The following is a 20,876-nucleotide window of genomic DNA, read 5'->3' on the forward strand; positions in this document are numbered from 1 at the left end:
GAGTCAGAAGTTCGACCAGCGGTCGACGCCGTACGTCGCGAGACCGCGACTCAGGGGCGCTGGCTGGCCGTCTCCGCACTCGTACGCGGTTGCGGTTGCTTCTTCACGCTCGAGCTCGATGCTCGTGTACGCAGCAATGACGATCCAGCCTTGGATGATCGGGTCGCTCGTCACGGTGGTGTCGTACTCGTCGGGGCCTTCCTCGCGGAACGCCGCCTTGACTCGCATCCACTTGGTGATCGCGGCGCTGAGTTCGTCGCGTGCCGCTCGGACGTCGTCCTCGGTGCTCACGTCATCCCTTCCCGATCGGGTTCTTGCCCTGTCGTGCTGAGGGCGGGTAGCCGAAGACGTCCTCGAACCACGCCGACACGACCTTGTCGATGTAGGTGGCGGGCACCTTCCCGGTGAGGTGCCGCTTCAGCGCCGTCCAGGGGTGCGGGGACTTCGCCCACTTCGCGAGGCCTGGCCCCTTGGTCCAGTACCACTTGGGCGGCTAAAGGTAACCACGAGAGCCGGGTCGCGGGTCCGCGACAGCGTCGGGCTTGATGGTTGCCATTGTGCATCACCTCCTCAGACACGTGCGAGATAGGCAGCAGCCCTTTCGCGCGTGATGGTGCTCTCTAGGATGCCGAGAGCGCGGTTGCATCCTCGACACAGCAGACCGCGTACACACTCACCGCACGTGATCTCGCTGGCGCAGCATGAGTGGTCGTGATCGACGCTGAACCGTTGCCCGGTCGGGCATGCAGTGACACCGCACATCCCGCAGCGTTCGCCGTATCGGGCGACCAGCTCGGCGTAGGAGTGTTTGTAGCGTCGAAGGCACCCCCGGTCGCTCATGCACAGCCTGCACTCGGTATGGAGTCCGTCGCTTCGCAGTTTGGTCTTTCCGAACGCCGAGTCCGGCTTCGCGATCCCGCATCGGACGCACCGCCTGTTGCCAGATACGTCATATCGCGCCTCGCGTGCCAGTCGGCTTGTCCTGGCCTGCCAGTCCGCTTGAGAGACGTGGTGCGGCCGCGCTTCACGTCGACGAGCCGAGTAGTGCTTGGCGCATACGTCGAGCTTCTCTGTCGGTCGGTCGCATCCAGGCGCTGAGCACATGGCCTTGACCTTGACAGGTAGTTCGAGTGATCCGTGACGCTGCCAGCGGTGGTAGTGCATCCCGCACCAACCGCGCGTCTTCACGGGCTTGATGCATTCGGGGACGGCACAGGTACGATCGTTCATGTTGACCTCTAGACCAGGTTGACCATGGCCCCGGGCTGTTAGCGCAGTCGCGGGGTTCTTACGTGCTCGATTCTACTTCGTCATCCTCGAGTGGTCCGGGGTCGGCGGGTGCCAGGCGCAACGAGTACAGGGCGGCGAGCACGGCCAGCTTCATCAGGGTGATGCCGATGAGGACGACGGGAAGGGGTCTCATCGTCGTGTCTTCCGGCGCCGATGCGCCTTGGTCTGCTGTGCCCGGACTCGTGACTTCTTCGACGGGAGCGGAATGGGTGCTTCGCGGAGGAACCAGGGCATCGGTGTCTCCTTCGACGTGGGTGCCGCTCCGGTCGCCGTGCCGCGTGTCAGACGGACTGGGCGAGGTACACGGCCAAGAGGATGCCGGACGCCGAGTACCCGGCGACGTCCGGGGCAAATTCGCGGCCGGTGCGCGCCTGGCTTGATGCGGTCGCCTACGGTGTGACGTGCAGCGCCGCTCGGGTTCCAGGTCCCGGTGTGCGGGTGCAGGGCGTGCGCGTTACGCGACTACCCGCCCTGCCCCGGTCAGTGGGGCCGGCCGCTCGGGATTGCGCTCCCGGTGCGCGGCCGGCCGCCCGTTGACGAGTTCGCTCCCCCAGGAGCCAGGTTGTCGCCCTGTGTCACCACCGAAGAGAGTTGGTGGCGGGTCTGTGAAGGGTGATGCAAAACTTTCGAACAACTCGGCGAGCGACTGCTTCTAGCCGTTGTCCACTTCTGCGTACTTTGAAGTAAATGTGTGTGACATGGTGCGTGTCAAACCAATTCGGAAACTTTTTCTTGCGCGGTCACGAACCTGCCGCGTGAATCGTGGCGGCGAGTGTGTTCGGTGCGGCCGGTGAGTTTGCCGCGGTAGGTGGCGAGGAGGGTGTCGTGTTCGATGTAGCGGCGTCCGGCGATGGTGCGGTAGGTCATGCCGTCTCGCATCCAGTGGTAGATGGTCCAGCGGGCGCGGTGCACGCGTCGTGCTGCGTGTCGGATGTCGTAGAGTTCCCGATCCTCGTCCATCGCTCAGCGCCTCTCTCACGGCCTAGGAATCACACTGGTGTAATTCTCCCCGATGAGGGCGTGAAAACGGCTCAGGCTGGCGTGGAAGCGCGGTACTCGTACACCCAGACGGACTCCATGCCATCAATTCCTGCGAGGAGGTAAGTGAAGGCCGCGGACGGCTGCGTTGCGTATGTGTCGGCGTTGTAGGTGGGCTGCTGCGGAAGGCCGGTCGTGTGCCATACGGGCAGCGCTTGCCACCCTTCGCGAACCGCGTCGAACTCGTCCCCATCATTGGGTCCTCCGACGAGTCGTGCCCTGCTCGGTGACCATGTGCACGTGAATCGGCGGCTGAAGTTGTGTCCTTCGGATTCTTCGAAGTGGAAGTGGCCCTCCCTGGGGAACCCGCCGGCCTTCTCTGCCTCGCGAATCACATCGCGCGCGAGCTTCTTCGCGAGCGATTCCCTGGCGCCCGGCAGCTGCAAGTATCTCTCTTCCATGTCTGCCCGCGCCGAGAGGCGGTCAGTGATGTAGAACGGCACTGGATCATCCTCTCGCAGGGACGACACGCCCGCACTCGTGGCAGGTGACCGGTGCGGCGTACCCGATCGGGTGCATGTCGGTGTCGAGGTTGATGGCCTTCACGTCGAACCACTCCGACCCGCAGTCGGGGCAGGCGAGGTTGCTGTTGCTCGTGGGGAACGGGATCACGTTGTCGGGCATCAGCTCACCTGCCAGAGGATGACGATGACGATCGCTGCGGTACCGAGAATGCTGAAGACGATGGCCCCGGGCGTGATCGCTTCCATGCAGTCGACCAGCCAGTCGCGGATGTATCGGAGTGGGCGCATCACGTCGCCTTCTCTCGTGCTGCGGCGCGCTGCGCCTTGATCTCGGCCCACCGGGCACGCCTGCGCTCCGAGTCCAGGCGGTCGGCACGAAGCCGGCCGAGCTGCTCAGCGGTGTGCTTCGCTTGGAACTGGTGGAGCGCGATCTCCAGCTCGAGGCGGAGCTCGCTGTACTCGGGTTCTGCTGCGATGCTCTTCAGCATCTCGGCGAGTTCGTGGTCGTCGGTGCTCCACTCGGTGATCAGCTTCGGCATCACTTCACCTGCCCAACCGTGTACGTGATCCCCTGATGGTGTCGGTTCATCAGATCCGCGATGGCTTGCGCCCACCACAGTGCACCAGCCTCGGAACAGGCAGCACCCGTCGCTGAGTTCATCACGACGAACTGGGGCATCACTTCACCTGCTCTCGGAACTGCTGCTGCAACTCGATCGACGTGTGAGGGAACCGCTGCACGGTCGTCAGAGTGAGCACGGTGCCAGGGTGCTTTGCGACGAATTCGCGGGCTGAGGCTTCGGACTCGTGCCAGTCGGTGCTGCCGTAATCGTCGAGTTCGACGCCCCAGATCTGTTCGGGTGCTGGCATCAGTCGCCCACTTTCGCCCGGTACTCGGCAGCACGAGCACGAAGCCTCTTCGCGACCTCCGAGCCCGTGTACCAGTCACCCCGGAACGTGTTGGCGTGAGACTCCAGCGCGTCGGCTGCGGCTTCCGCCTTCACACGAGCCAGCCAGTCAGAAGCGAGCACCCGGTCAGCGGCGTCACGCGGCCACGGGTACGCGTCGAGTTCGAGCGCGTTCGGGTCGATCAGGTGCGCCAGTTCGTCACGGTCGGTGTCACTCATCGTGCTGTGCCGCCTTACCCTGTGCTGCGAGCAGGTTGATCCAGCGCTGTTCACCCGCGAGAGCCGCTCGAACGTCGTCTACAGCGACGTGGGTGATGTGAGACGGAAGCCAGTCGAGTAAAGCGCTGAGCGCCTTGGTGTACCCCCATCCTTCGATGACCTTCACCACCTCCTCATCCGGGTAGAAGGTCACCCCGTTCTGCCATCCACCCTTCGTGCGCTCGGCCAGCGGGTATTCGGTCAGGTCACCGCGTTGAACGGTCAGTCGTGCGATCACGGGCTCATTCCTTTCGTCTCGGCTCGGCGACATGGCGTCGAACATCATTCCTGCGTACTCGGCGCTCACTGGTCGGCTCCTGCCCGGTATGCGGACGCTCGTGCTCGTACCTGCCTTGCTGCGGACTGCACACCGCCGATCCAGTGCTTCTCCGCCTCGGTGCCGTCCGTGCCCGCGTACATGCGATCCAGCTCGTTCGCAGCGGCTTCGAGTGTTGCGGCGTCGTGTTCCCGCAGAACCGAAGCAGGGGCAGCAGACTTCCAGCAGTTGCATGGTGCTCCGGTGATCCCCCAACTGGGATCAGCGGCGCAATCCGCGCTATGGGGTGCTTCTGCAATCGCGGCGTCTCGTGCCGCGACTTTGATCGCCTGCTCGGCGATGATGTCCAAGTCGATCAGGTGAAGGCCCTTCAAGTGCTCAACTCGAGCTTCGGTTGCGCGTAGGCGCTCGATCAGCGGCTGGACCACATCGCGGTACATGATCTGTTCAAGAACGCCGCCGTGATCCTCCCACCGCACAACGGCGTCGTGCAGGGTGGCAGCGATGCGTTCCTCGTCGGACTGTTCGGTCATGAGCGGTAGTCCTCTCGGTTCTGGGAGTACTGCGGGCGCGGGTAGAAGCTCGTCCAGTGGACCAAGGCTTCGGTCTGGTCGTGAACGAACCGGTCGGCGCAGTTGACGCACGCCCATGGCTTCGGATCGAGCAGCGGGGTCTCGGTCTGTTCGGTCATGAAGACACCCCATCAGCGCGGGCCTTGCGAATCAGTGCTGCGCGCACTCGCACATGGTCCGCGGGGAGCGCAGACCCCACATACTCAAGCGGCCAATGCCGCGAGTCGATGAGTTCTATGTCGCCGTTGCGTTGGTCGACTTCCACCCCGTCTTCGTCGGCCTCGGTGGGCACGCCTTGATAGAAATACCAGTCCTCGCCCGAGGCGATGAGTAGAAGCTCGCCGTCCTTCGTGCGGACCACCATCTGGTAGCAGTCCTCCATCAACTCCGCGAGATCATCGGGGGTCGCGATGGTTGGCAGCGGCGAGCTTGCCTCGTCCAGAGCATCGGCGAGTTCGCCGAAGAGTTCCATGTTCGACCCGGCCCGTTCCTCTGGCCTCTCGCCAACCGTGGCGCTCTCGTAGATGGTCTGCTCCGAGTCCGCGCGTGCTCGCGCTTCTTCGATCAGTTCGTCGTTCTTGTTCATGCTGCTTCTCCTCTCGTGTGGGTGACAGCGGCGACCAGTTGGTTTTCAAACTCGTTGAGGGCATCCGCGAACACCTCATCGTTTTCGTCGTCAGATGCATCCCGATGAATCGGCGGCACGTAGGCCGGCGCGAGATCGTCGAGGACGTCAGCTAGGAATTCACCCACCCGTTCGCGGAACAGCGCCGCCATTCTTGTGACCATCCGCTCAACCGCAGCTTCATGCGTCGTGGACACCTCGGGGCTGCCCGATGACTCACGGTAGTAGTCGTTCATGTCTTCTTCTCTCCTCCCCAAGGGGCGCTCAGAGTTCGCGTCCATCACTCGGCCCAGTCCACGAACTTGTCGACCTCAGCGGCCGGGACAGGCCATTCGCAGTGCGTGCACTTCACCTCGGGGCCGGCGGCGAGGAACGTCGCGACCACCGCACGCTCCCCACACACCGGGCACTCACGCGGCCGCGCCTGACGGGGTTTCCGTGGTGCTTGCGGGTACCGGCCCCACAGGGTGCGGGTGTAGTCGGCCAGGTCGTCGTGCCAGGCGCGGATGTCGTCGGGGTCGGCGGCGGTCACGATCTGCAGTTCCCGCTTCTCGTACCATTCGACGAGGTTCTCGACGGCCCGGAACGCTCCGGCATGGTCGAGGGCGAACGGTGGGAGTCGGGTGGCGCCGTCCTCCTCACCCCGGTACGGCAACGTCGCGTACGGGCCCGTGACGTGCAGGGTGCGGGCGAACCCGTCCATGTAGTTCGCGAGCTGCGAGAACAGGTCGTCGGCGTCCTCCACAGCCTGCTCACGCATCGGCAGGCGCCGTTCCGGGGTGCCGGACACTTTCGCGCCGTACGCTGCCGCCTGCACGTCAGGGGCGACGAGGGAGCGGATGTGCGCAACCATCTGCGGGGTCTGACGGAGCATCCAGCGGGTGCGGCCGTAGCAGGGCCCGCAGAGGCACCCGAAGCGGGCGGCGACTTCCTCGTCGTCGTCGGTGCGGGTGTGGACGACGCAGAACAGGGTGTCGGTGGTGATGGTCATGAGGTGGGGCCTCCCGTCGCGTGCTTCTGGCTCAGGAGCTCGAGCAACCACCGGCGGCGATCCTCCTCGAACTCGAGCTGCCTGAGCGCTTCCTCGATCGCCTTCATCGACTCAGCGGAGATCTCCGGGCCGACCACGATGCGTCGCAGCCCGTCCTCGAACTGGGCGCCCTCGATCGCGATCACGTTCGTCCCAACCATGGCAGCCGAACGAGATACACGCGGGGTCGTTGAGGGAAGACGAAGAGCATCCATCACTGACCGCCTTCTTCGACGCTGAGGCCACGAGCCCGCATCTGCTGGTTGAACGTCGCCGTCGAACGCACCGCTTCAACCGCGTCCGCGACCAGCGGCGGCGTGCCGAGCATGCGGGCCGCCGTGGCCTCCTGGAACGCCTCGAACTTCTGCCGGGCATCCGCGGCCGCGACGATCAGCTCCGCGGCCAGTGTCTCGGCCTGCTCGGGCGTGTAGTCGGTGCGGCGTCGGTGCTGCCACAACTCGACCCGGTACCCGTCGTTCACGTCGACGTCGGCGATCATCAGGACCGCCTCTTCGGTGATGCTCATTCGTCCTGTCCTTCCCATCAGTTCGTTCTCTCCCACGGCCACGTCTCACCGCGCCGCATCCTCCTCGGCCACGGACGCGACCGGTCACGGCCCCCACGCCACGGCACCACATCGACCTCACCGGGCGTCTGAGACGGTTTCAGGCCCAGACCGAACTCCGGCCAGCCCAGCAACGCCGCCGACCCGCGAGGCCGCAAATCACGGTTCCCGTCGACGCCCGCCGACTTCCCTGCGTGCGCCTCCATCACGAGCGCCAGGCCGCGGTCTCGCAGCGAATCCAGGGCGACGATCAGCGGCGCGGCGTCGTCGTCGTTCGTGATCGCACCCTGAACGAGCTTGTACAGCGGCCCGATGTACAGCAGGTCCGGTTTGTACACGTCCACCCACCGGTGAATCTCCGCCAGGTGCGGGCCCTGCGTGATGTCCAGCCGCTCCCCCGCCTGCACGATGATCTGCTCACCCGGGTCCGTCATGCCCTCCGCGCGGGCGTTGCGGACGATCCAGTCGACCTCACGACGCCACTGCTTGTACGTGTTCTCCGCATCCACCACCAGCACCTTCACCGGTTCGATGCGGTCGAAGCTGACCGGGTGAATGCCGGCGGCCGCGAGGATCACAATCTGCCTCGCCCACGTCGTCTTCCCCAACCCCTCAGGGCCGGTCACGATGACCCGGTCATGCCGCTCGAGCATGTTCGGGATCACCCAGTCATACGAGTCCTGGATCTGCATGATCTCGTTCAACGTCTTCGGCGCCAGACGACCCGACGTCGCACCCTCCAACACCTTCTGCAGGTGCGTGGCCGCCCTGGTTGCAACATCCGTAGGCCCGCGACCCTGCTGCAACTCCCCGGTGATCGTCGACACCACCACGCCAAGCGCGCGCCGCAACGCATCCGTCCGCACCGTCGCCGCGTACTCGAACGCCAGGTGCGGGATCGTCATCTGCGCGTCGATCCAGTCGAACTCGACACCCGCCGGCAGCCCACGCACATCCCAGTCCGGGAAGTTCGTCTCCACCGTCCCGATCGGCACCGGCGACCCCATCGACGCCCGCTCCAACAGGCGATCGAACACGACCCCCATGCGGGCATCCGCGAAGTCCTTCCCCGACACCGACGACGACAGTGCGCGCGCCTGCGACGGGTCCAGCAGCAGAGCACCCAGCAGCGAGCTCTCAGCCCGCGACCCAGTCACGAGTACATCCATTCATCGGGGTTCGCCATCTGCCCGGGCTTCCACCCGCGCGTGACGTTCCGCTGGTGCTGAGCCTTCAGACGGTTCCGCCAGGTCAGCTCCCAGTTCTTCTTCTTCTTGCCGCGACCCTCACCCTCACGCCAGTACTCGACGAACCCGCGCGTCTCATCCTCGACATCCACCGAGGGGGTGTTAGCTGCAGCCCATGCACGCATCTCCGGAGTGAGCAGCCAAGGCCTCGGCAACACGACCGCTGCACGCGATCCCTTCGGGATATCGGCATCATCCACTACCAATGACGTGTCTTGATGTGTCTCTGATGTATAGAGGGTCACAGTTGACCCACCCCCCGGGTCATAGCTGTGACCCACCCCCCGGGTCACATGTGAACCCGGTTCAGATTGACCCGGCTCAACTTGACCCGGGTCAGATTGAACCTCTTGGGGTGCAGAATGACCCGGGTCTGTGGTGACGATGCGGTAGACACTCGACCGGCCCAGAGTCACATCGGCGACCAGAACACCATCGGCGCGGAGATCCGACAGGACTCGCTTGACGGTCGAGATCGACAGCCGCGTCTTCTCGGCAAGGTGACTCCGTGAGGGCCAGGCAACACCGTCGTCATTCGCGATGTCCGCGAGTGCCAGTAGCACTAGCAGTCGATTCCCTGCGGCGGGTGCGTGCTTCCACACCCACGAGCTCACGTGAACACTCATCTGTCTTCCACCTCCTCTTCGTCGAAATCTCCGCGCCGAATGCGCGCTATCAGCCCGTCGTAGATCGCTCCCACGACCGGGGTCTCTGCCTGTGCCCGGCGACCGAGCCAGGCGAGCAGCTTGCTCTTGTCCATCACGCCGCCTCGTCGTCATCGCACGACCAGAACCCTGGCTGCCCGAGACGCTCCGGCACCCAGTGGCGGCCGACGCCGCCGCAGTTCGGGCACCGGCGCGGCGGCAGGCCGGCGGCGATACGTCGGGCTTCCTCTCGCTCCTCCGCGTTCACGTGATGCCTCCCGTCCACACGAGCAGCACGTTGCCGAACGGCGGACGCTCATTTGGGCTGATTTCGGACTGACCCGGCTTCAGGAACCGCATCCGGCCCGGCAGGAACTCAGCCGTCAGCGGCGAGCCGGCGCGATCGCGGCGAGGCTCCACGAGCTTCTGCCACCACTTCTGCTCTGTGCGGTTCGCAGGCAGCAGCATCACGATGCCGCGCGTGCGCCCGTACTCCTGCCACGCCTTGTGCACCCACGGGTAGATGTCCGAGTACGGCGGGTTGCACCACACGTGCTCCCCCGCCCACGACTGGGCGAGGCCGTCCTGCTCCTTCGTGAAGTACCGCTCGCACTTCGCGTTGTGTGCGGCCGCCGCGACGTCGAGCGTGAAGGCACCGAATCGCTCCTCGAACTGCAGCATGTACAGCGGCAAGGTGGCGCGGTCGTCGACGTCGTCGAGAGCTCCACGCAGGTCGGTCTGCTGCGGGTGGTTCTGAGACTTGAAGCTCACCAGGCTCATGAGATCCGCCCCATGCGCTCGAACGCCTCTATGGTCGGGATCTCACGGAACCCGCCCTCGTCGTCGTAGAGCACCCACGCGGCCCGCAGCGTCCCGTGATCGGTCGCCAGGTACCGGCGGGCAGGCCACTCCGCTGGGGTCGCCCACGACGGCACCGACCAGCCCTCCTCGAGCGCCCACCGCGGGTTCAACGTCTTCCGGCCGTGGCAGCCCGTCGTACCCGACCCTCCGAGGAGCTGCAGGTTCGACGGCACTGTGCGGCCGCCGAGGGACCGGTCGAGGCGGTGGTCACGGTTGATGGGCCCGCAGTAGCGGCGGCACATCTGGCAGCGGCCACTGTCGCGCCTCGTCGCGGTCGCGTACGCTGCGGCCTCCTGAGCCGGCGTCGGCTTGGCGGTCTTGGGGAGGATAGTCATGACCGGTACTCCGCCCACTCGCTGACCCGGAGGCGCTGCTCGACACCGTCGATGGTGATCTGCCACCAGCCGTCAAGGCGACCGCGGAAGACGCCGTGCACGATTTCGTGCGTCCAACCATCGCGGCCAAGGGACCACTTGATGAGGGTGATCGTGCCGCCGTACGGGGCGATCACCCGGCCCTGCGACCCCTCATACGGTGCCGCTTCCTGTTCGATGGTCATCGGTGCTCCCTGTGTCCGTTGCAGCATTCGAAGATGGTGTGGAAGTGATCGAGACCGACCACCACCAGAGGCTCCCCACACTTGGGGCAGTACAGCGTCTTCACGGCAGCACCTCCGTGTACCCCTCCTGGCCAGGCACGACAGCGCACTCGTGGTCACGGTCCTGCGCGTCGGTGAAGAAGATCGTCGGATGCCCGTTGACCCGAGCCCGCTCCCACGCCCGCCTGAACGACGGGAACAGGAACGCGACAGCCTCACCGCGCTCGTTCTTGAGCGTGAACCAGTACTGGCCCCGCAACCGGCGGGTCATGATCGGTCGCCCCCGTCGATGGTGAGGATCACGCCTGGGCTCAGCAGCTCACCGAACAGCGCGAGGCGTTCCGGGTGCGCGTACCGCTTCCGGGTCGTCAGATCCACGCAGCGGGCGTCATCCGTCCACACACCCGCCGCCGACAGGGCATCGAACGTCGATCGCACGAGTTTGTCGAGATCGGGGGTGCGGATCGGGTACGTGCGCCGCGTTTTCGGGTGCCCTGCGGGTCGCGGCAGGAAGAACGTCGCCGTGACCGTCACGGGGCCGTCGAGCGGCACCCACCCGGCCGGCAGCGAAGCCTCCACGGTCGCTTTCACGTCCTGCCGCCACGGCTTGACCTTCTTCGACGACTCGACCATCACACCGCCGCCCACGTGCCGCTTCGACCCCTGCGGCGCCGGAAGCCCGTACACGGTCACAGCCAGCGCGGTCACGACGCCACCTCGATGTCGAGCTGCACGTCGGCCCGTTCGGCATCGAAGCGTTCGCGCTCCTCGCGCTCCCACCGCTCCTCGTCGGTCTCTTCCACCTCATCGACCACGACCGGCGCCGGTTCAGCGACCTCGCCGCGACTGATCATCCCGGAGCGGGTCAGCACCCACGTGCGGACCTTGTCCGAGTAGTCGCCAGCCGCGACCGCCCGGGCCTTGATCTCGGCCAAAGCCTCCTTCGTCGTCGCCTCCCGGACCAACGCCTCCCAGTCCTCGGTCGGCACAGCCTCTTCGTACCCCCCGACGACCTCACCGTCCGCGTTCACCGCGGCGCCCATCTCCTCCGGGGTGAAGTGCATGCCCATGAGCACGTCCTCGAACCCCGCAGACGCGACGTCACCGAGAGCCCGCCACCGGCACATGCGAGCCGTGTACGCCTCCCACGGCTTCACACCGCCCTTCTCCGACCGTGCCCGCGCCTGCCACACACCGTCAGCGTTCGGGGCGTACGAGTCGAGCAGACCCGCCCGAATCGCGTCGAATGGAGTCCACGTGTACTCGTACGGGAAATCGGGGTCATCGGAGCGGATACCCGTCACCGTGACGGCCAGGTCGCCGCCCTCGACGGTGCCGACCTGGCGGATGCGCAGCGAGTGCCCCGCCTTGCGGATCAGCGCAGACATGAGAGCCGGCTTCAGCGTCGGGTTGCCCTCGATGACGTCGATTCCCTGCAGCGCCGCCATGGGGTGCAGGCCGAGCATGATGCCGGTCTCCACGATGAGGAGCACCTTCCCGGGAGACGGCCTGTTCTCCATCAGCCCCGTGTCCGGGTTCTTCACGTTCGCCCAGAGCCCCTTCGGGAGCAGCTCGCCAGCGGCGGCGAGGGTCTGGACGTATGCCCGCTTGTCCTCGAGGGATGCGTTGCGGTACGGCTCAATGTCGGTGGTCATGCGAGTTCCTTCTCGAATTCGAGTGCGGCACGAAGCCGCGCGAGCAGTTCAGTAGCGATCGGTTCCACCTGCTGAAGGCAGGCGACGATCTGCGGGTCGTCGGGGTAGAAGCGGATCTTCCACGGCTCGTCCTCCCAGAGGTCGTCCGTGTCCCGGTTGATCTCGGCGCAGATCCAGTCGAGGCAGTAGGCCTCGGGCATGACCCGGAACTGCCATGCGATCTGCCGGCGTTCCGGGAGCGACGGGCCCTTGATGGTGCCCGGTGCGGCGACGTGCTTCGCCTTGGCCTCTGCGAGAGCGAGCTCGCCACCATCACCGAACGTGCGGAGCCCGTCAGGGGTGGCTGCGAAGCCCGGCTCATCGGGGGCGTGGAAGAGTGCGGTGTTGTGCTCGTACCCGGCCCAGCCGAGCATCAGAGGCTCCCACCGGTTGCCGTTGTCGGTGAACACGTTGCCGGTGAAGACGTCCCGCTTCAGCTTCGCCGCGAGGTACAGGGGAATCGACGACGCCTTCGACAGGATCTTCGCGTCCGACGCGCCGATGACTGGGTAGCGCGCCACCTTCCACGCCTCACGGTCGGTTCCGTCGGCGAGGATGCGGTCAGTCCACATCATCGGGCAACTCCACCTCGTCGACGATGAACTCGACACGGTCACCTGCACCAAACCGGGGCTCTTCGCCGCGGTCGTACTGCAGCCGCTGCGCCTCGTTCACGGCCGCGCTGAGCGTGTCGTGCTCCGACATCACCGAGGACGTCTCGAGCCCGTGCCTGTCGGTGGTCAGTTCGACGACGTTCCACTGGGTGCTCATTCGGGTTCCACCTCCCCGCACTTCCGGCACCACCAGGCGCCCTCGGAGTCCTGCACCAGCTGGTACCGCTGGCACTGCGGGCAGAACAGGTCCGTGTCCCACGTCACCGTGGCCATCACCGGGTCACGTCCTTGATCGGGACGACCTCGACCACCTCGTCGAACGAGTGACCTGTCGCACCGCACCGGTTGCACAAGGTCTGCCTGTACGAATCGACTTGGATGCGCAGGGCTTCCAGGTGCCCGGAGCAGAGGGTGCACCCTACGGCACAGCACCGCGAGCGGACCAAGGCGATGGCGCGCTGGTCGCAGCCCTCCGCCTTCTCGCAGATCAATGGCGCTTCGAAGTCGAGGTGCGCGATCATCGACAGTTCCGCGGCGGCGGCAGCTTTCCAGTCCTCGACGATGTCTTCGAATAAGCTCATGACGCCCTCCTCAGCCACCGGGCGAACCCGACCGCGACGAGCACGAACGCCACCAGAAGCACGACCACCGGGCCGTCGACGGCGACCGTGTACGACCGGGTGATCGCTGCCGCGGCCAGCAGTAGGCCGACGAGCCCGAACACTGCCCCGATCACGACGCCACCTCGTCCCGGTCCTGCTCAGCCGCGGCCAGGAACGCGAGGAACCCGAGCCGCATCGAGAGGATGCGGTACGTGACCCACGACGCCCGCTTCGGCACGAACGTCGACCGGCGCCGGCGGCTCATGCCCCGACCTCCTGCCGGTCCTTCACGATCGTCCGCAACGCCTCGACCGACTCCACCGAGCCGCCGGCCATCTTCACGGCCAGCACCAGCGACGGAAACGAGTGACCGATACGCGCCCGGTTCAGCGCGTCAGCGTGCTGGATCGCGTGGATCAGGTGAACGGTGAACGACCCGGGCTGCTGGCCGAGACCGAAGTCTCCTGCGACGACGTAGAGCGCGTGCTGCGCATCCTTCGTGCCAATCTCGATCGCCATGGTTCTCTCTCTTCTCTGAGTGGGTGCCGCGCCCGCCCGACGGGTCGATGGGGGTCGCGAACGCGGCAGGAATTTGGGGTTAGGAGGCGGACGCCTTGGACTGCTCCAGGAGCCAGGCGTCGATGTCGGCCTCCCAGTAGCGGACGAGGCGCCCGATCTTGAAGTGCGCCGGGCCAACGCCGAGAGCCCGCCAGTTCGACAGCGTCTTCTTGGCGACGCCGGTGCGCTGCTCCACCTGCTCCGGGGTCAGAGCCACGGCACTCATGCCGCCACGTCCTTCGCCGGGGTCGCGTTGGCTCCGGCTCGAGCGACGAAGTCGAACGGGTCGAACCCGAGCGCCCGAGCGGCAGCGTCGAGCTCTTCCGTTGAGATCGGCGAGCGGCCCTTGAGCTTCGCCGAGACCGTGGACTGATTCACGCCCCATGCCTTCATGAGGACTTCCTGGGAGAGGTCACGGCGGGCCAGTTCCGCTTTGAGCTCCCCGCCGATCGCATTGGTCAAGTTCATGTTGTAGACCATATGTTCATCACCATACCCATGTCAACATATGGCGCAGGCAATATTTCATTGCTACAGTCGTCGTTGTGGATAACGAAGAGACCTCGCTCACGCCCTTTTCCGACGCCCTGCGCGTAACGATCGAACAGCTCCGAAAGGCCGCCGGTGTGCGGCAAGAGGACATCGCCGCCAGGATCGGGCGGAACCAGACCTACGTGTCGTACCGCGTGAATGGGAAGTTCCCGTGGAGCACGACAGACCTCGACGGGATCGCCGACCTGCTGGGGATCACTCCCTTCGAGCTCGTTGCTGCGGCCCGACCGACTCTCAGTGTCGTAGGGGATGCGGATACTGAATCGGAGACGCCGCGCGGAGCGACCGAGAAGGCTCGGCAGCGGTGGGAGCAGGGCGAGGGGAAGCTGGCCGCGAAGCGCCGGCAGAAGAAGGACACCGAGGAGTAGCGACGATGATGCGAGAGTTGTGGGCGGTGGCCCGCCAGTTGGGGGTCCGCATCGAGATCGCTCACCTCGACGAGATCGAGGAGGACCTGGTCGGCTTCTACGACCACGACGAGTCGACCATCTACGTGGAACTCACCCTCACCCGCGCCGAGCGGCACGAGGTCATCGCGCACGAACTCGGACACGCCAAGTACTGCCACACCTGCGAGAGCGCCAGCGGCGAACGGCAGGCGAACCGGTACGCGGCCGCGCTCCTCGTCGACCCAGCCGCCTATGCACGCGCCGAGGCCATCTCGCACGACGTGGCGTTCATCGCCGAAGAGCTCGACGTGACAGAGCAGATCGTCCTCGACTACCAGCGGTACTGCATCGAGAAGATCGGCGAGGTCACCTACGTCGACCCACGCATGGGCGAGGGCCAGTGGGTGGCGAGGGCCGCTCTTGCCTAGGCCGCCGCTCGTCCTCGAGACGTGGGGCAAGATCCGCCGGATGAAGATCAACGGCGCCCATGTCGCCCGCGCCAGCTACCGCGACTCCGACGGCGTCACCCGCCCGATGCAGCGCGCCGGACGCACTGCGGCCGAGGCCGAGCGGAACCTCATCGCCGCGCTGAAGGAGCGTCTGGCGCCCGCGGTCGACGACCTCACGGGCTCCTCGACCGTCAGCCAGCTCGCGAAGCTGTGGCTCGCGGAGACGGAGAAGCGCGACCTCGCGGCCGGCACCATCGTGAAGTACCGCGAGTCGATCGAGCGCCACATCCTCAAGGGACTCGGGAACGTCCGCCTGATGGAGGCGACCGTGCCGCGACTCGACCGGTTCATCAAGGCTCTCTCGTCCTCGAGCGGGCCCGCGACGGCGAGGCTCGCGCGCGTGGTGCTCTCAGGCATGTTCGCGCTGGCCGCTCGTCACGGCGCTGTGCAGGCGAATCCGGTGCGCGACGTAGGCAGCGTGCCGCGGACGCGGAAGGCCGTCGTGGCACCGTCCCCCGAGGACGTACAGGGCATCCTCGCGCACCTGAAGGCGTGGGACGCCGGCACCGACAAGCGCGGTCTGCCGAGAACGACGGACCTCTATGACGTCGCCGTGATGTTCGCTGCCACGGGAGCCCGCACGGGCGAAGTCCTGGCGATCCAGTGGGACGTGGTCGACGTCGCCGCGACGCCGGTTCGCGTCACACTGCGCCGCTCGATCGCTCTCGGCCTCGACGGACGGCTCGAGCTCCGCGACAGCATGAAGAGCGACTCATCCCGCCGCGAACTGAAGCTGCCACCGTTCGCCACCGACATGCTCATGGAGCGCCGCGTGCACTCGATGTCCGAGCTCGTGTTCCCATCGTCGACAGGCACGTTCCGGTCGCCGAACAACTTCCGCACCCAGTGGCGGCTCGCATTCGCGGAGACGACGTGGGCGGGCATGACCCCGAAGTCGTTCCGCAAGGCTGTCGCGACACTGCTCGCGCGCGAGATGGGCGTCACCGCTGCGAAGGATCAGCTCGGTCACTCGTCCGAGGACATCACGAACGAGCACTACATCGAGATGCTGCACGAGGGCCCGGATGCCAGCGACCTGCTGCAGCGTTTCCTCGCGAAAAGCGTGAGTTAAACGTGACAAGGCCCGGAATCTGGCGACTGCTCGTGAGCAGATCCGCTAGATTCCGGGCCTGAATGGGCCGGCTGCGGGACTCGAACCCGCAACCCCCGCTTTACAAGAGCGGTGCGCTACCAATTGCGCCAAGCCGGCTGGTGGGACAGTTCATTCTAGCCACGGCCCCACGGCCGCGCCGATCAGCCTGCCGGGGTCGGCGTGGGCGTCGGCGTCGGCGTGGAACTGGAGTCGTTACCGGAGACCTGCAGCACGAAGCTCGCGAACGCGTCCGCGTCGTCGAGCGGGCCGCTGTACTTCTGGCCGTTGACGAGCACCGTCGGGGTGCCGGTGACGGCCTTCTCATCGGAGTTCGGCAACGGGCCCTGCAGGGCGCGGGAGGTCGCATCCGCCACCCAGCCCTTGAACTGCGTGTCGTCGATGCACGAGTCGATGTCGCTCTGCGCGCTCACGCCCGCCTGACTCACGAGGTCTTTCAACGTGGCGTCGTCGAGCCCCTCGGTGTTCTCGGCGGGCTGGTTCTTGAACAGAAGGCCGTTGAAGTCCCAGAACTGGTCGGGCGAATAGTTCGCGACACAGGCGGCCGCGTTCGCAGCGCGGGTGGAGTACTTCGAACCGAGCGAGGAGCGGTCGAGGATGGAGAGCGGATGGATCTCCGCCGTCGCCACCCCGGACTTCACCCAATCGCCGATCTGGGCGTTGTTGGTGCTCTCGAACTGGCCGCAGAACGGGCACATGTAGTCGACGTACATCCGGATGTCGACGACTCCCGACGACGTGTCGGGCGTCGTGGGCACGGGGTCTTCCCCGGCGGCGAGCGCCGGCGTCGTCTCGGCCACGAAGTCGGTGCCGATGGTGATGCCGTCACTGGCCATGTTGAGCGGCCCGGGGCCCGCGGGCTTCAGCGTGGAGACGATGACGAGGGTGATGCCCACCACGATGGCGATCACGACGACGCTGAGTGAGGAGATGAGGATGACCCGGTTGCGGATGTCCTTCTTGCGCTGTTCCTCGCGCAGCTGCTTCGCTTTCTCCCGAGCCGCCTCACGCCGCTGGTTCTTCGAGAGACGAGAATCGTCGGCTCCGCCTGTACTCATGCGTGGATGCTCCGTGGGGTTCGAGATGGATGACTCCAGAATAGTAGGGACGCTCTCTGGGAGTTGACCACGCGCATCCTGTGTACGAGGCCGTGGCATAATGGCCTCTGGGTCTTCGACGGAGCAGGCCCGATCATCCATCACTACGGATCGTCCGGCACGTACCTGCCGGTGAAGGAGCAACTGAATCATGGCATCTGTCACGTTCGACAAGGCATCCCGCATCTACCCGGGAGCCACGCGAGCATCGGTCGACAAGCTCGACCTCGAGGTCGCCGACGGCGAGTTCCTCGTGCTCGTCGGCCCCTCCGGCTGCGGAAAGTCGACCTCGCTGCGCATGCTCGCCGGCCTCGAAGAGGTCAACGAGGGCCGCATCCTCATCGGCGACCGCGACGTCACCGACATCCCGCCGAAGGACCGCGACATCGCGATGGTCTTCCAGAACTACGCCCTCTACCCCCACATGACCGTGGCTGAGAACATGGGCTTCGCGCTCAAGATCGCCGGCGTCAACAAGGATGAGCGGGCCGCCCGCGTGCTCGAAGCCGCGAAGCTGCTCGACCTCGAGCCGTACCTCTCGCGCAAGCCCAAGGCCCTCTCCGGTGGTCAGCGTCAGCGCGTCGCCATGGGCCGCGCCATCGTGCGTCAGCCCCAGGTGTTCCTCATGGACGAGCCGCTGTCGAACCTCGACGCCAAGCTCCGCGTGCAGACCCGCACCCAGATCGCGTCGCTGCAGCGCCGCCTCGGCGTCACCACGGTCTACGTCACCCACGACCAGACCGAGGCGCTCACCATGGGCGACCGCATCGCCGTGCTGAAGGACGGCCTGCTCCAGCAGGTCGGCTCGCCGCGCGACCTCTACGAGAAGCCGAACAACGTGTTCGTCGCCGGATTCATCGGCTCCCCCGCCATGAACTTGTTCCACGCCGACCTCGCCGACACCGGCGTGAAGTTCGGCACCTCGATCGTCCCGGTCGACCGCGAGACCCTGGCCTCCACCACCGCGACCAGCGCCACCATCGGCGTGCGGCCCGAGGACATCATCGTCTCCTCCACCCCGGGCGAAGGCCTCGAGGTCACGGTCGACCTGATCGAGGAGCTCGGCGCCGACGGCTACCTCTACGGTCACTCCGAGATCGAGGGCAAGCGCACCGACATCGTCACCCGCGTCGACGGCCGCTCGCACCCGTTCGTGGGCGACAAGGTGTACCTCACCGCCGCACCGAACCACGTGCACCTGTTCGACCTCGAGTCGGGCGAGCGCCTCGGCAACAAGGCCGTCGTCAGCTAGTTTTGGCGACCTCCCTTTCGATCACCTCTGCCACGGCAGATCCGGCCCTGCTGGATCTGCCGTGGCAGTTGCCGTTGGACGAGTGGCCCGACGAGTACATCGCCGCGCTGCCCAAGGGCATCTCGCGGCACCTCGTGCGGTTCGCCCACCTCTCCGGTCACGTCATCGCCATCAAGGAGACGACGGATGAGATGGCCAAGCGGGAATACGAGATGCTGCGCACACTGCAGCGACTCGATGTGCCCTGCGTCGACCCGCTGGCCGTCATCACGAACCGCACCGATGCATCCGGGGACCCGTTGAACTCGGTGCTGGTCACCCGGCACCTGAAGTTCTCGCTCCCCTACCGTGCCCTGTTCTCGCAGCAGTTGCGGCCCGACACGGCGACGCGTCTCGTCGACGCCCTCGCGGTGCTGCTGGTGCGGCTGCACGTGATCGGCTTCTTCTGGGGCGACGTGTCGCTCTCGAACACCCTCTTCCGGCGCGACGCGGGGGCTTTCGCCGCCTACCTCGTCGACGCCGAGACCGGTCAGCTCTATGACGGCCTGTCGAACGGACAGCGTGAGAACGATCTCGAGATCGCCCGGGTGAACATCGCCGGCGAGCTGATGGATCTCGAGGCCGGCGGCCGTGTCGACGAAGAGCTCGACCCGATCACGGTCTCCAACGGCATCGTCGCGGCCTACCGGTCGCTCTGGAAGGAGCTCACCGGTGCCGAGTCGTTCAACTCGTCGGAGCGGTGGCGCATCAACGAGCGGGTCGACCGCCTGAACGACCTCGGCTTCGACATCGAGGAGCTCGCCATCAAGACCACCGAGGGCGGCACGACGGTGCGCATCCAGCCCAAGGTGGTGGATGCGGGGCACCACCAGCGCCGGCTGCTCCGCCTCACCGGGCTCGACGCCCAGGAGAACCAGGCGCGGCGGCTGCTCAACGACCTGGACTCCTACACGGCCAAGTACGGCCGCAAGGGCTATGACGAGGAGATGGTGGCGCACGAGTGGCTCGCGAAGGTGTTCGAGCCGGTCATCCGTGCCATTCCGCGCGACCTGCGCGGCAAGCTCGAGCCGGCCGAGGTGTTCCACCAGCTGCTCGAGCACCGCTGGTTCATGAGCCAGGACCAGAGTCGCGACGTTCCGCTGGCCGAGGCGCTCTCGTCGTACATCGACACGGTGCTGCGCCACCGCCGCGACGAGGCGACCGTGATCGACCCGCCCACGGGCACGTTCACGCTCCCCATCCCCACGCAGGGCGGCGGGGACGAGGCCGACTGGCGCCTCACCGTCTGAACTCTGCTCCTCGCGACCCACTGATGTCTTCGGCGATGCGCCGGAGATAGCGGCGACCGTGCGACACCATCCAACCGGAGATGAGGACCGAGCTGATCACCCCGGGCGTCGCACTCGATTCAGGTCGGCGATCAATTCGGAGAGGGCATCAGTGCCGGCAATGCGGGTTCCGAATGGAGAGCTTCCAGTTACGGGCATTGGCAGGCCGACCCTCTCGTCTCCCCATTGAGCGTGGATGATGAGACCGCGAAAGCTCTCGAGTGGGTCTCTCGTCAACGTCGCCTCGATGGCCTCAATGGTGGACCACGGAAGCCAGATTTCCAGCTCAACAGTCTTTCGGCCAGACCAGATGCCGATTCCGTCAGAATTTGCGGTAAGAGTCAGAGCGCGCGGCAGCCGTCGTCGCCGGCCCAAAGGATTGACTCGCCACAGCTCAGTCTCCATCCGCTCCGACTTCATTATCGGAGCGATCACGTCGTAGACGCCCTGCGCCTTCAATCGACTCGCACGTTGATTCCAGCCCGCCGCGACTGCGGACAAGAAAGCAATTGCGAGAACAATCGGCAGAAACGAGACCACCATCGCGGCCGGAAGAAGCCAGGGCTCGCCACCTCCGGTCTGAGACGACCGCACGAATTGCATAGTCAGCAAAACGGACGACGCTGCCAGCGCCCCGCCTACCGCAAGCCAGAATCCCCGCTTGTCGTTCATCTTTCAGGGCCTGCGTGGACCGAAGGCGATCTCGTTGCGGGCATGCCCGCATAAGCTCGACGTCTGATAGACGGCAAGGTACTGCGTACCGCATTGCATGCCATCGTCACCGCAGGCCGCT

General features: G+C 65.9%; 42 protein-coding genes, 1 tRNA gene and 1 pseudogene. 5 read left to right on the forward strand and 39 right to left on the reverse strand.

Annotated elements, in window-relative coordinates; translation table 11 throughout:
- Positions 1–3: 3 nt before the first annotated feature.
- The 36 genes and pseudogenes from AC3WLB_RS04065 to AC3WLB_RS04240 form a co-directional block, all read right to left on the reverse strand.
- Positions 4–291, reverse strand: a complete 288-nt coding sequence (locus AC3WLB_RS04065; RefSeq protein ID WP_492503514.1) for a hypothetical protein — start codon at positions 289–291, stop codon at positions 4–6.
- A gap of 279 nt (positions 292–570) precedes the next feature.
- Complete coding sequence (locus AC3WLB_RS04070; protein ID WP_492503516.1) at positions 571–1,230, reverse strand: endonuclease domain-containing protein; 660 nt, start codon at positions 1,228–1,230, stop codon at positions 571–573.
- Positions 1,231–1,288: 58 nt separating this feature from the next.
- A complete protein-coding gene (locus AC3WLB_RS04075; protein ID WP_492503518.1) occupies positions 1,289–1,423 on the reverse strand; it encodes a hypothetical protein in 135 nt (44 codons plus the stop codon).
- 575 nt (positions 1,424–1,998) lie between these two features.
- On the reverse strand, positions 1,999–2,250 hold the full coding sequence (locus tag AC3WLB_RS04080) for a hypothetical protein (RefSeq protein WP_492503520.1): 252 nt from the start codon (positions 2,248–2,250) through the stop codon (positions 1,999–2,001).
- Between the two features lie 71 nt (positions 2,251–2,321).
- Positions 2,322–2,771, reverse strand: coding sequence for a hypothetical protein (locus AC3WLB_RS04085; RefSeq protein ID WP_492503522.1), 450 nt, complete (start codon positions 2,769–2,771; stop codon positions 2,322–2,324).
- Positions 2,772–2,775: 4 nt separating this feature from the next.
- Positions 2,776–2,952, reverse strand: a complete 177-nt coding sequence (locus tag AC3WLB_RS04090) for a hypothetical protein (protein WP_492503524.1) — start codon at positions 2,950–2,952, stop codon at positions 2,776–2,778.
- Entirely contained in the window at positions 2,952–3,080 is a 129-nt protein-coding gene (locus AC3WLB_RS04095) for a hypothetical protein (RefSeq protein ID WP_492503526.1), read from the reverse strand. Before AC3WLB_RS04095 ends, AC3WLB_RS04090 begins: the two co-directional genes overlap by 1 nt.
- Entirely contained in the window at positions 3,080–3,331 is a 252-nt protein-coding gene (locus AC3WLB_RS04100; protein WP_492503528.1) for a hypothetical protein, read from the reverse strand. The genes AC3WLB_RS04095 and AC3WLB_RS04100 overlap by 1 nt, the downstream gene beginning before the upstream one ends.
- 139 nt (positions 3,332–3,470) lie before the next feature.
- A complete protein-coding gene (locus AC3WLB_RS04105; protein WP_492503530.1) occupies positions 3,471–3,662 on the reverse strand; it encodes a hypothetical protein in 192 nt (63 codons plus the stop codon).
- A complete protein-coding gene (locus tag AC3WLB_RS04110; RefSeq protein WP_492503532.1) occupies positions 3,662–3,919 on the reverse strand; it encodes a hypothetical protein in 258 nt (85 codons plus the stop codon). Before AC3WLB_RS04110 ends, AC3WLB_RS04105 begins: the two co-directional genes overlap by 1 nt.
- Positions 3,912–4,265, reverse strand: coding sequence for a hypothetical protein (locus AC3WLB_RS04115; protein WP_492503534.1), 354 nt, complete (start codon positions 4,263–4,265; stop codon positions 3,912–3,914). Before AC3WLB_RS04115 ends, AC3WLB_RS04110 begins: the two co-directional genes overlap by 8 nt.
- The gene (locus AC3WLB_RS04120; protein WP_492503536.1) at positions 4,262–4,768 is read right to left on the reverse strand and encodes a hypothetical protein; all 507 of its coding nucleotides are present in this window, start codon (positions 4,766–4,768) and stop codon (positions 4,262–4,264) included. The genes AC3WLB_RS04115 and AC3WLB_RS04120 overlap by 4 nt, the downstream gene beginning before the upstream one ends.
- Positions 4,765–4,926 carry a hypothetical protein gene (locus AC3WLB_RS04125; RefSeq protein WP_492503538.1) on the reverse strand — a complete coding sequence of 54 codons (162 nt, stop codon included), beginning with the start codon at positions 4,924–4,926 and terminating at the stop codon, positions 4,765–4,767. The genes AC3WLB_RS04120 and AC3WLB_RS04125 overlap by 4 nt, the downstream gene beginning before the upstream one ends.
- A complete protein-coding gene (locus tag AC3WLB_RS04130; protein WP_492503540.1) occupies positions 4,923–5,393 on the reverse strand; it encodes a hypothetical protein in 471 nt (156 codons plus the stop codon). Before AC3WLB_RS04130 ends, AC3WLB_RS04125 begins: the two co-directional genes overlap by 4 nt.
- Positions 5,390–5,668 (reverse strand): hypothetical protein, encoded by a 279-nt coding sequence (locus tag AC3WLB_RS04135; RefSeq protein WP_492503542.1) that lies wholly within the window; start codon positions 5,666–5,668, stop codon positions 5,390–5,392. The genes AC3WLB_RS04130 and AC3WLB_RS04135 overlap by 4 nt, the downstream gene beginning before the upstream one ends.
- A 44-nt stretch (positions 5,669–5,712) precedes the next feature.
- Positions 5,713–6,423 carry a hypothetical protein gene (locus tag AC3WLB_RS04140; RefSeq protein ID WP_492503544.1) on the reverse strand — a complete coding sequence of 237 codons (711 nt, stop codon included), beginning with the start codon at positions 6,421–6,423 and terminating at the stop codon, positions 5,713–5,715.
- Positions 6,420–6,623: a hypothetical protein gene (locus AC3WLB_RS04145; protein WP_492503546.1), complete on the reverse strand. Its 204-nt coding sequence runs from the start codon at positions 6,621–6,623 to the stop codon at positions 6,420–6,422. Before AC3WLB_RS04145 ends, AC3WLB_RS04140 begins: the two co-directional genes overlap by 4 nt.
- Positions 6,624–6,676: 53 nt before the next feature.
- Positions 6,677–6,988, reverse strand: a complete 312-nt coding sequence (locus AC3WLB_RS04150) for a hypothetical protein (RefSeq protein ID WP_492503548.1) — start codon at positions 6,986–6,988, stop codon at positions 6,677–6,679.
- A gap of 17 nt (positions 6,989–7,005) precedes the next feature.
- Positions 7,006–8,184: an AAA family ATPase gene (locus tag AC3WLB_RS04155; protein ID WP_492503550.1), complete on the reverse strand. Its 1,179-nt coding sequence runs from the start codon at positions 8,182–8,184 to the stop codon at positions 7,006–7,008.
- Complete coding sequence (locus AC3WLB_RS04160; protein WP_492504689.1) at positions 8,181–8,366, reverse strand: hypothetical protein; 186 nt, start codon at positions 8,364–8,366, stop codon at positions 8,181–8,183. Before AC3WLB_RS04160 ends, AC3WLB_RS04155 begins: the two co-directional genes overlap by 4 nt.
- A 357-nt stretch (positions 8,367–8,723) precedes the next feature.
- Positions 8,724–8,900 (reverse strand): annotated as a pseudogene (locus tag AC3WLB_RS04165) (helix-turn-helix domain-containing protein); the annotation flags it as partial.
- Positions 8,897–9,034, reverse strand: coding sequence for a hypothetical protein (locus AC3WLB_RS04170; RefSeq protein WP_492503552.1), 138 nt, complete (start codon positions 9,032–9,034; stop codon positions 8,897–8,899). The gene AC3WLB_RS04170 and the pseudogene AC3WLB_RS04165, both read right to left, overlap by 4 nt.
- A gap of 148 nt (positions 9,035–9,182) precedes the next feature.
- Positions 9,183–9,689, reverse strand: coding sequence for a DNA N-6-adenine-methyltransferase (locus tag AC3WLB_RS04175; protein ID WP_492503554.1), 507 nt, complete (start codon positions 9,687–9,689; stop codon positions 9,183–9,185).
- Between the two features lie 5 nt (positions 9,690–9,694).
- On the reverse strand, positions 9,695–10,114 hold the full coding sequence (locus AC3WLB_RS04180; RefSeq protein ID WP_492503556.1) for an HNH endonuclease: 420 nt from the start codon (positions 10,112–10,114) through the stop codon (positions 9,695–9,697).
- On the reverse strand, positions 10,111–10,338 hold the full coding sequence (locus AC3WLB_RS04185) for a hypothetical protein (RefSeq protein ID WP_492503558.1): 228 nt from the start codon (positions 10,336–10,338) through the stop codon (positions 10,111–10,113). Before AC3WLB_RS04185 ends, AC3WLB_RS04180 begins: the two co-directional genes overlap by 4 nt.
- Positions 10,339–10,438: 100 nt before the next feature.
- Positions 10,439–10,648 (reverse strand): hypothetical protein, encoded by a 210-nt coding sequence (locus AC3WLB_RS04190; RefSeq protein ID WP_492503560.1) that lies wholly within the window; start codon positions 10,646–10,648, stop codon positions 10,439–10,441.
- Entirely contained in the window at positions 10,645–11,085 is a 441-nt protein-coding gene (locus AC3WLB_RS04195) for a RusA family crossover junction endodeoxyribonuclease (protein WP_492503562.1), read from the reverse strand. Before AC3WLB_RS04195 ends, AC3WLB_RS04190 begins: the two co-directional genes overlap by 4 nt.
- A complete protein-coding gene (locus AC3WLB_RS04200) occupies positions 11,082–12,032 on the reverse strand; it encodes a hypothetical protein (RefSeq protein WP_492503564.1) in 951 nt (316 codons plus the stop codon). The genes AC3WLB_RS04195 and AC3WLB_RS04200 overlap by 4 nt, the downstream gene beginning before the upstream one ends.
- Positions 12,029–12,646, reverse strand: coding sequence for a PDDEXK family nuclease (locus tag AC3WLB_RS04205; protein WP_492503566.1), 618 nt, complete (start codon positions 12,644–12,646; stop codon positions 12,029–12,031). Before AC3WLB_RS04205 ends, AC3WLB_RS04200 begins: the two co-directional genes overlap by 4 nt.
- Positions 12,633–12,842, reverse strand: coding sequence for a hypothetical protein (locus AC3WLB_RS04210; protein WP_492503568.1), 210 nt, complete (start codon positions 12,840–12,842; stop codon positions 12,633–12,635). The genes AC3WLB_RS04205 and AC3WLB_RS04210 overlap by 14 nt, the downstream gene beginning before the upstream one ends.
- Before the next feature lie 115 nt (positions 12,843–12,957).
- The gene (locus AC3WLB_RS04215; protein WP_492503570.1) at positions 12,958–13,284 is read right to left on the reverse strand and encodes a hypothetical protein; all 327 of its coding nucleotides are present in this window, start codon (positions 13,282–13,284) and stop codon (positions 12,958–12,960) included.
- Positions 13,263–13,421 (reverse strand): hypothetical protein, encoded by a 159-nt coding sequence (locus AC3WLB_RS04220; RefSeq protein ID WP_492503572.1) that lies wholly within the window; start codon positions 13,419–13,421, stop codon positions 13,263–13,265. The genes AC3WLB_RS04215 and AC3WLB_RS04220 overlap by 22 nt, the downstream gene beginning before the upstream one ends.
- A complete protein-coding gene (locus tag AC3WLB_RS04225) occupies positions 13,418–13,552 on the reverse strand; it encodes a hypothetical protein (RefSeq protein WP_492503574.1) in 135 nt (44 codons plus the stop codon). Before AC3WLB_RS04225 ends, AC3WLB_RS04220 begins: the two co-directional genes overlap by 4 nt.
- Positions 13,549–13,806, reverse strand: a complete 258-nt coding sequence (locus tag AC3WLB_RS04230) for a hypothetical protein (RefSeq protein ID WP_492503576.1) — start codon at positions 13,804–13,806, stop codon at positions 13,549–13,551. Before AC3WLB_RS04230 ends, AC3WLB_RS04225 begins: the two co-directional genes overlap by 4 nt.
- 79 nt (positions 13,807–13,885) lie before the next feature.
- Entirely contained in the window at positions 13,886–14,071 is a 186-nt protein-coding gene (locus AC3WLB_RS04235; RefSeq protein ID WP_492503578.1) for a helix-turn-helix transcriptional regulator, read from the reverse strand.
- Entirely contained in the window at positions 14,068–14,325 is a 258-nt protein-coding gene (locus AC3WLB_RS04240) for a helix-turn-helix domain-containing protein (RefSeq protein WP_492503580.1), read from the reverse strand. The genes AC3WLB_RS04235 and AC3WLB_RS04240 overlap by 4 nt, the downstream gene beginning before the upstream one ends.
- 65 nt (positions 14,326–14,390) lie before the next feature.
- Between AC3WLB_RS04240 and AC3WLB_RS04245 the strand changes: the two genes are divergently transcribed.
- Genes AC3WLB_RS04245 through AC3WLB_RS04255 form a run of 3 tightly spaced genes read left to right on the forward strand, consistent with a single transcriptional unit; the run spans position 14,391 to position 16,367 of the window.
- Positions 14,391–14,765, forward strand: coding sequence for a helix-turn-helix domain-containing protein (locus AC3WLB_RS04245; RefSeq protein WP_492503582.1), 375 nt, complete (start codon positions 14,391–14,393; stop codon positions 14,763–14,765).
- A gap of 5 nt (positions 14,766–14,770) precedes the next feature.
- Positions 14,771–15,214 (forward strand): ImmA/IrrE family metallo-endopeptidase, encoded by a 444-nt coding sequence (locus AC3WLB_RS04250; RefSeq protein ID WP_492503584.1) that lies wholly within the window; start codon positions 14,771–14,773, stop codon positions 15,212–15,214.
- A gap of 40 nt (positions 15,215–15,254) precedes the next feature.
- A complete protein-coding gene (locus tag AC3WLB_RS04255) occupies positions 15,255–16,367 on the forward strand; it encodes a tyrosine-type recombinase/integrase (protein ID WP_492503586.1) in 1,113 nt (370 codons plus the stop codon).
- Between the two features lie 65 nt (positions 16,368–16,432).
- Here the strand turns inward: AC3WLB_RS04255 and AC3WLB_RS04260 are convergent.
- Positions 16,433–16,505 (reverse strand) — tRNA-Thr (locus AC3WLB_RS04260).
- Between the two features lie 44 nt (positions 16,506–16,549).
- The gene (locus AC3WLB_RS04265) at positions 16,550–17,464 is read right to left on the reverse strand and encodes a DsbA family protein (RefSeq protein ID WP_492503588.1); all 915 of its coding nucleotides are present in this window, start codon (positions 17,462–17,464) and stop codon (positions 16,550–16,552) included.
- A 190-nt stretch (positions 17,465–17,654) separates the two neighbouring features.
- Here AC3WLB_RS04265 and AC3WLB_RS04270 point away from each other — a divergent pair, with 190 nt between their 5' ends.
- Together AC3WLB_RS04270 and AC3WLB_RS04275 are read left to right on the forward strand one after the other, a co-directional pair.
- Positions 17,655–18,755, forward strand: coding sequence for a sn-glycerol-3-phosphate ABC transporter ATP-binding protein UgpC (locus AC3WLB_RS04270; protein ID WP_022897318.1), 1,101 nt, complete (start codon positions 17,655–17,657; stop codon positions 18,753–18,755).
- A 2-nt stretch (positions 18,756–18,757) separates the two neighbouring features.
- The gene (locus AC3WLB_RS04275) at positions 18,758–20,044 is read left to right on the forward strand and encodes a DUF4032 domain-containing protein (protein ID WP_492503591.1); all 1,287 of its coding nucleotides are present in this window, start codon (positions 18,758–18,760) and stop codon (positions 20,042–20,044) included.
- Between the two features lie 96 nt (positions 20,045–20,140).
- On the opposite strand, the gene AC3WLB_RS04280 is transcribed toward AC3WLB_RS04275, so the two are convergent.
- Positions 20,141–20,755 carry a hypothetical protein gene (locus AC3WLB_RS04280; protein WP_492503593.1) on the reverse strand — a complete coding sequence of 205 codons (615 nt, stop codon included), beginning with the start codon at positions 20,753–20,755 and terminating at the stop codon, positions 20,141–20,143.
- Positions 20,756–20,876 lie beyond the last annotated feature (121 nt).

This window comes from Herbiconiux sp. FW305-C-125 (assembly GCF_058783455.1).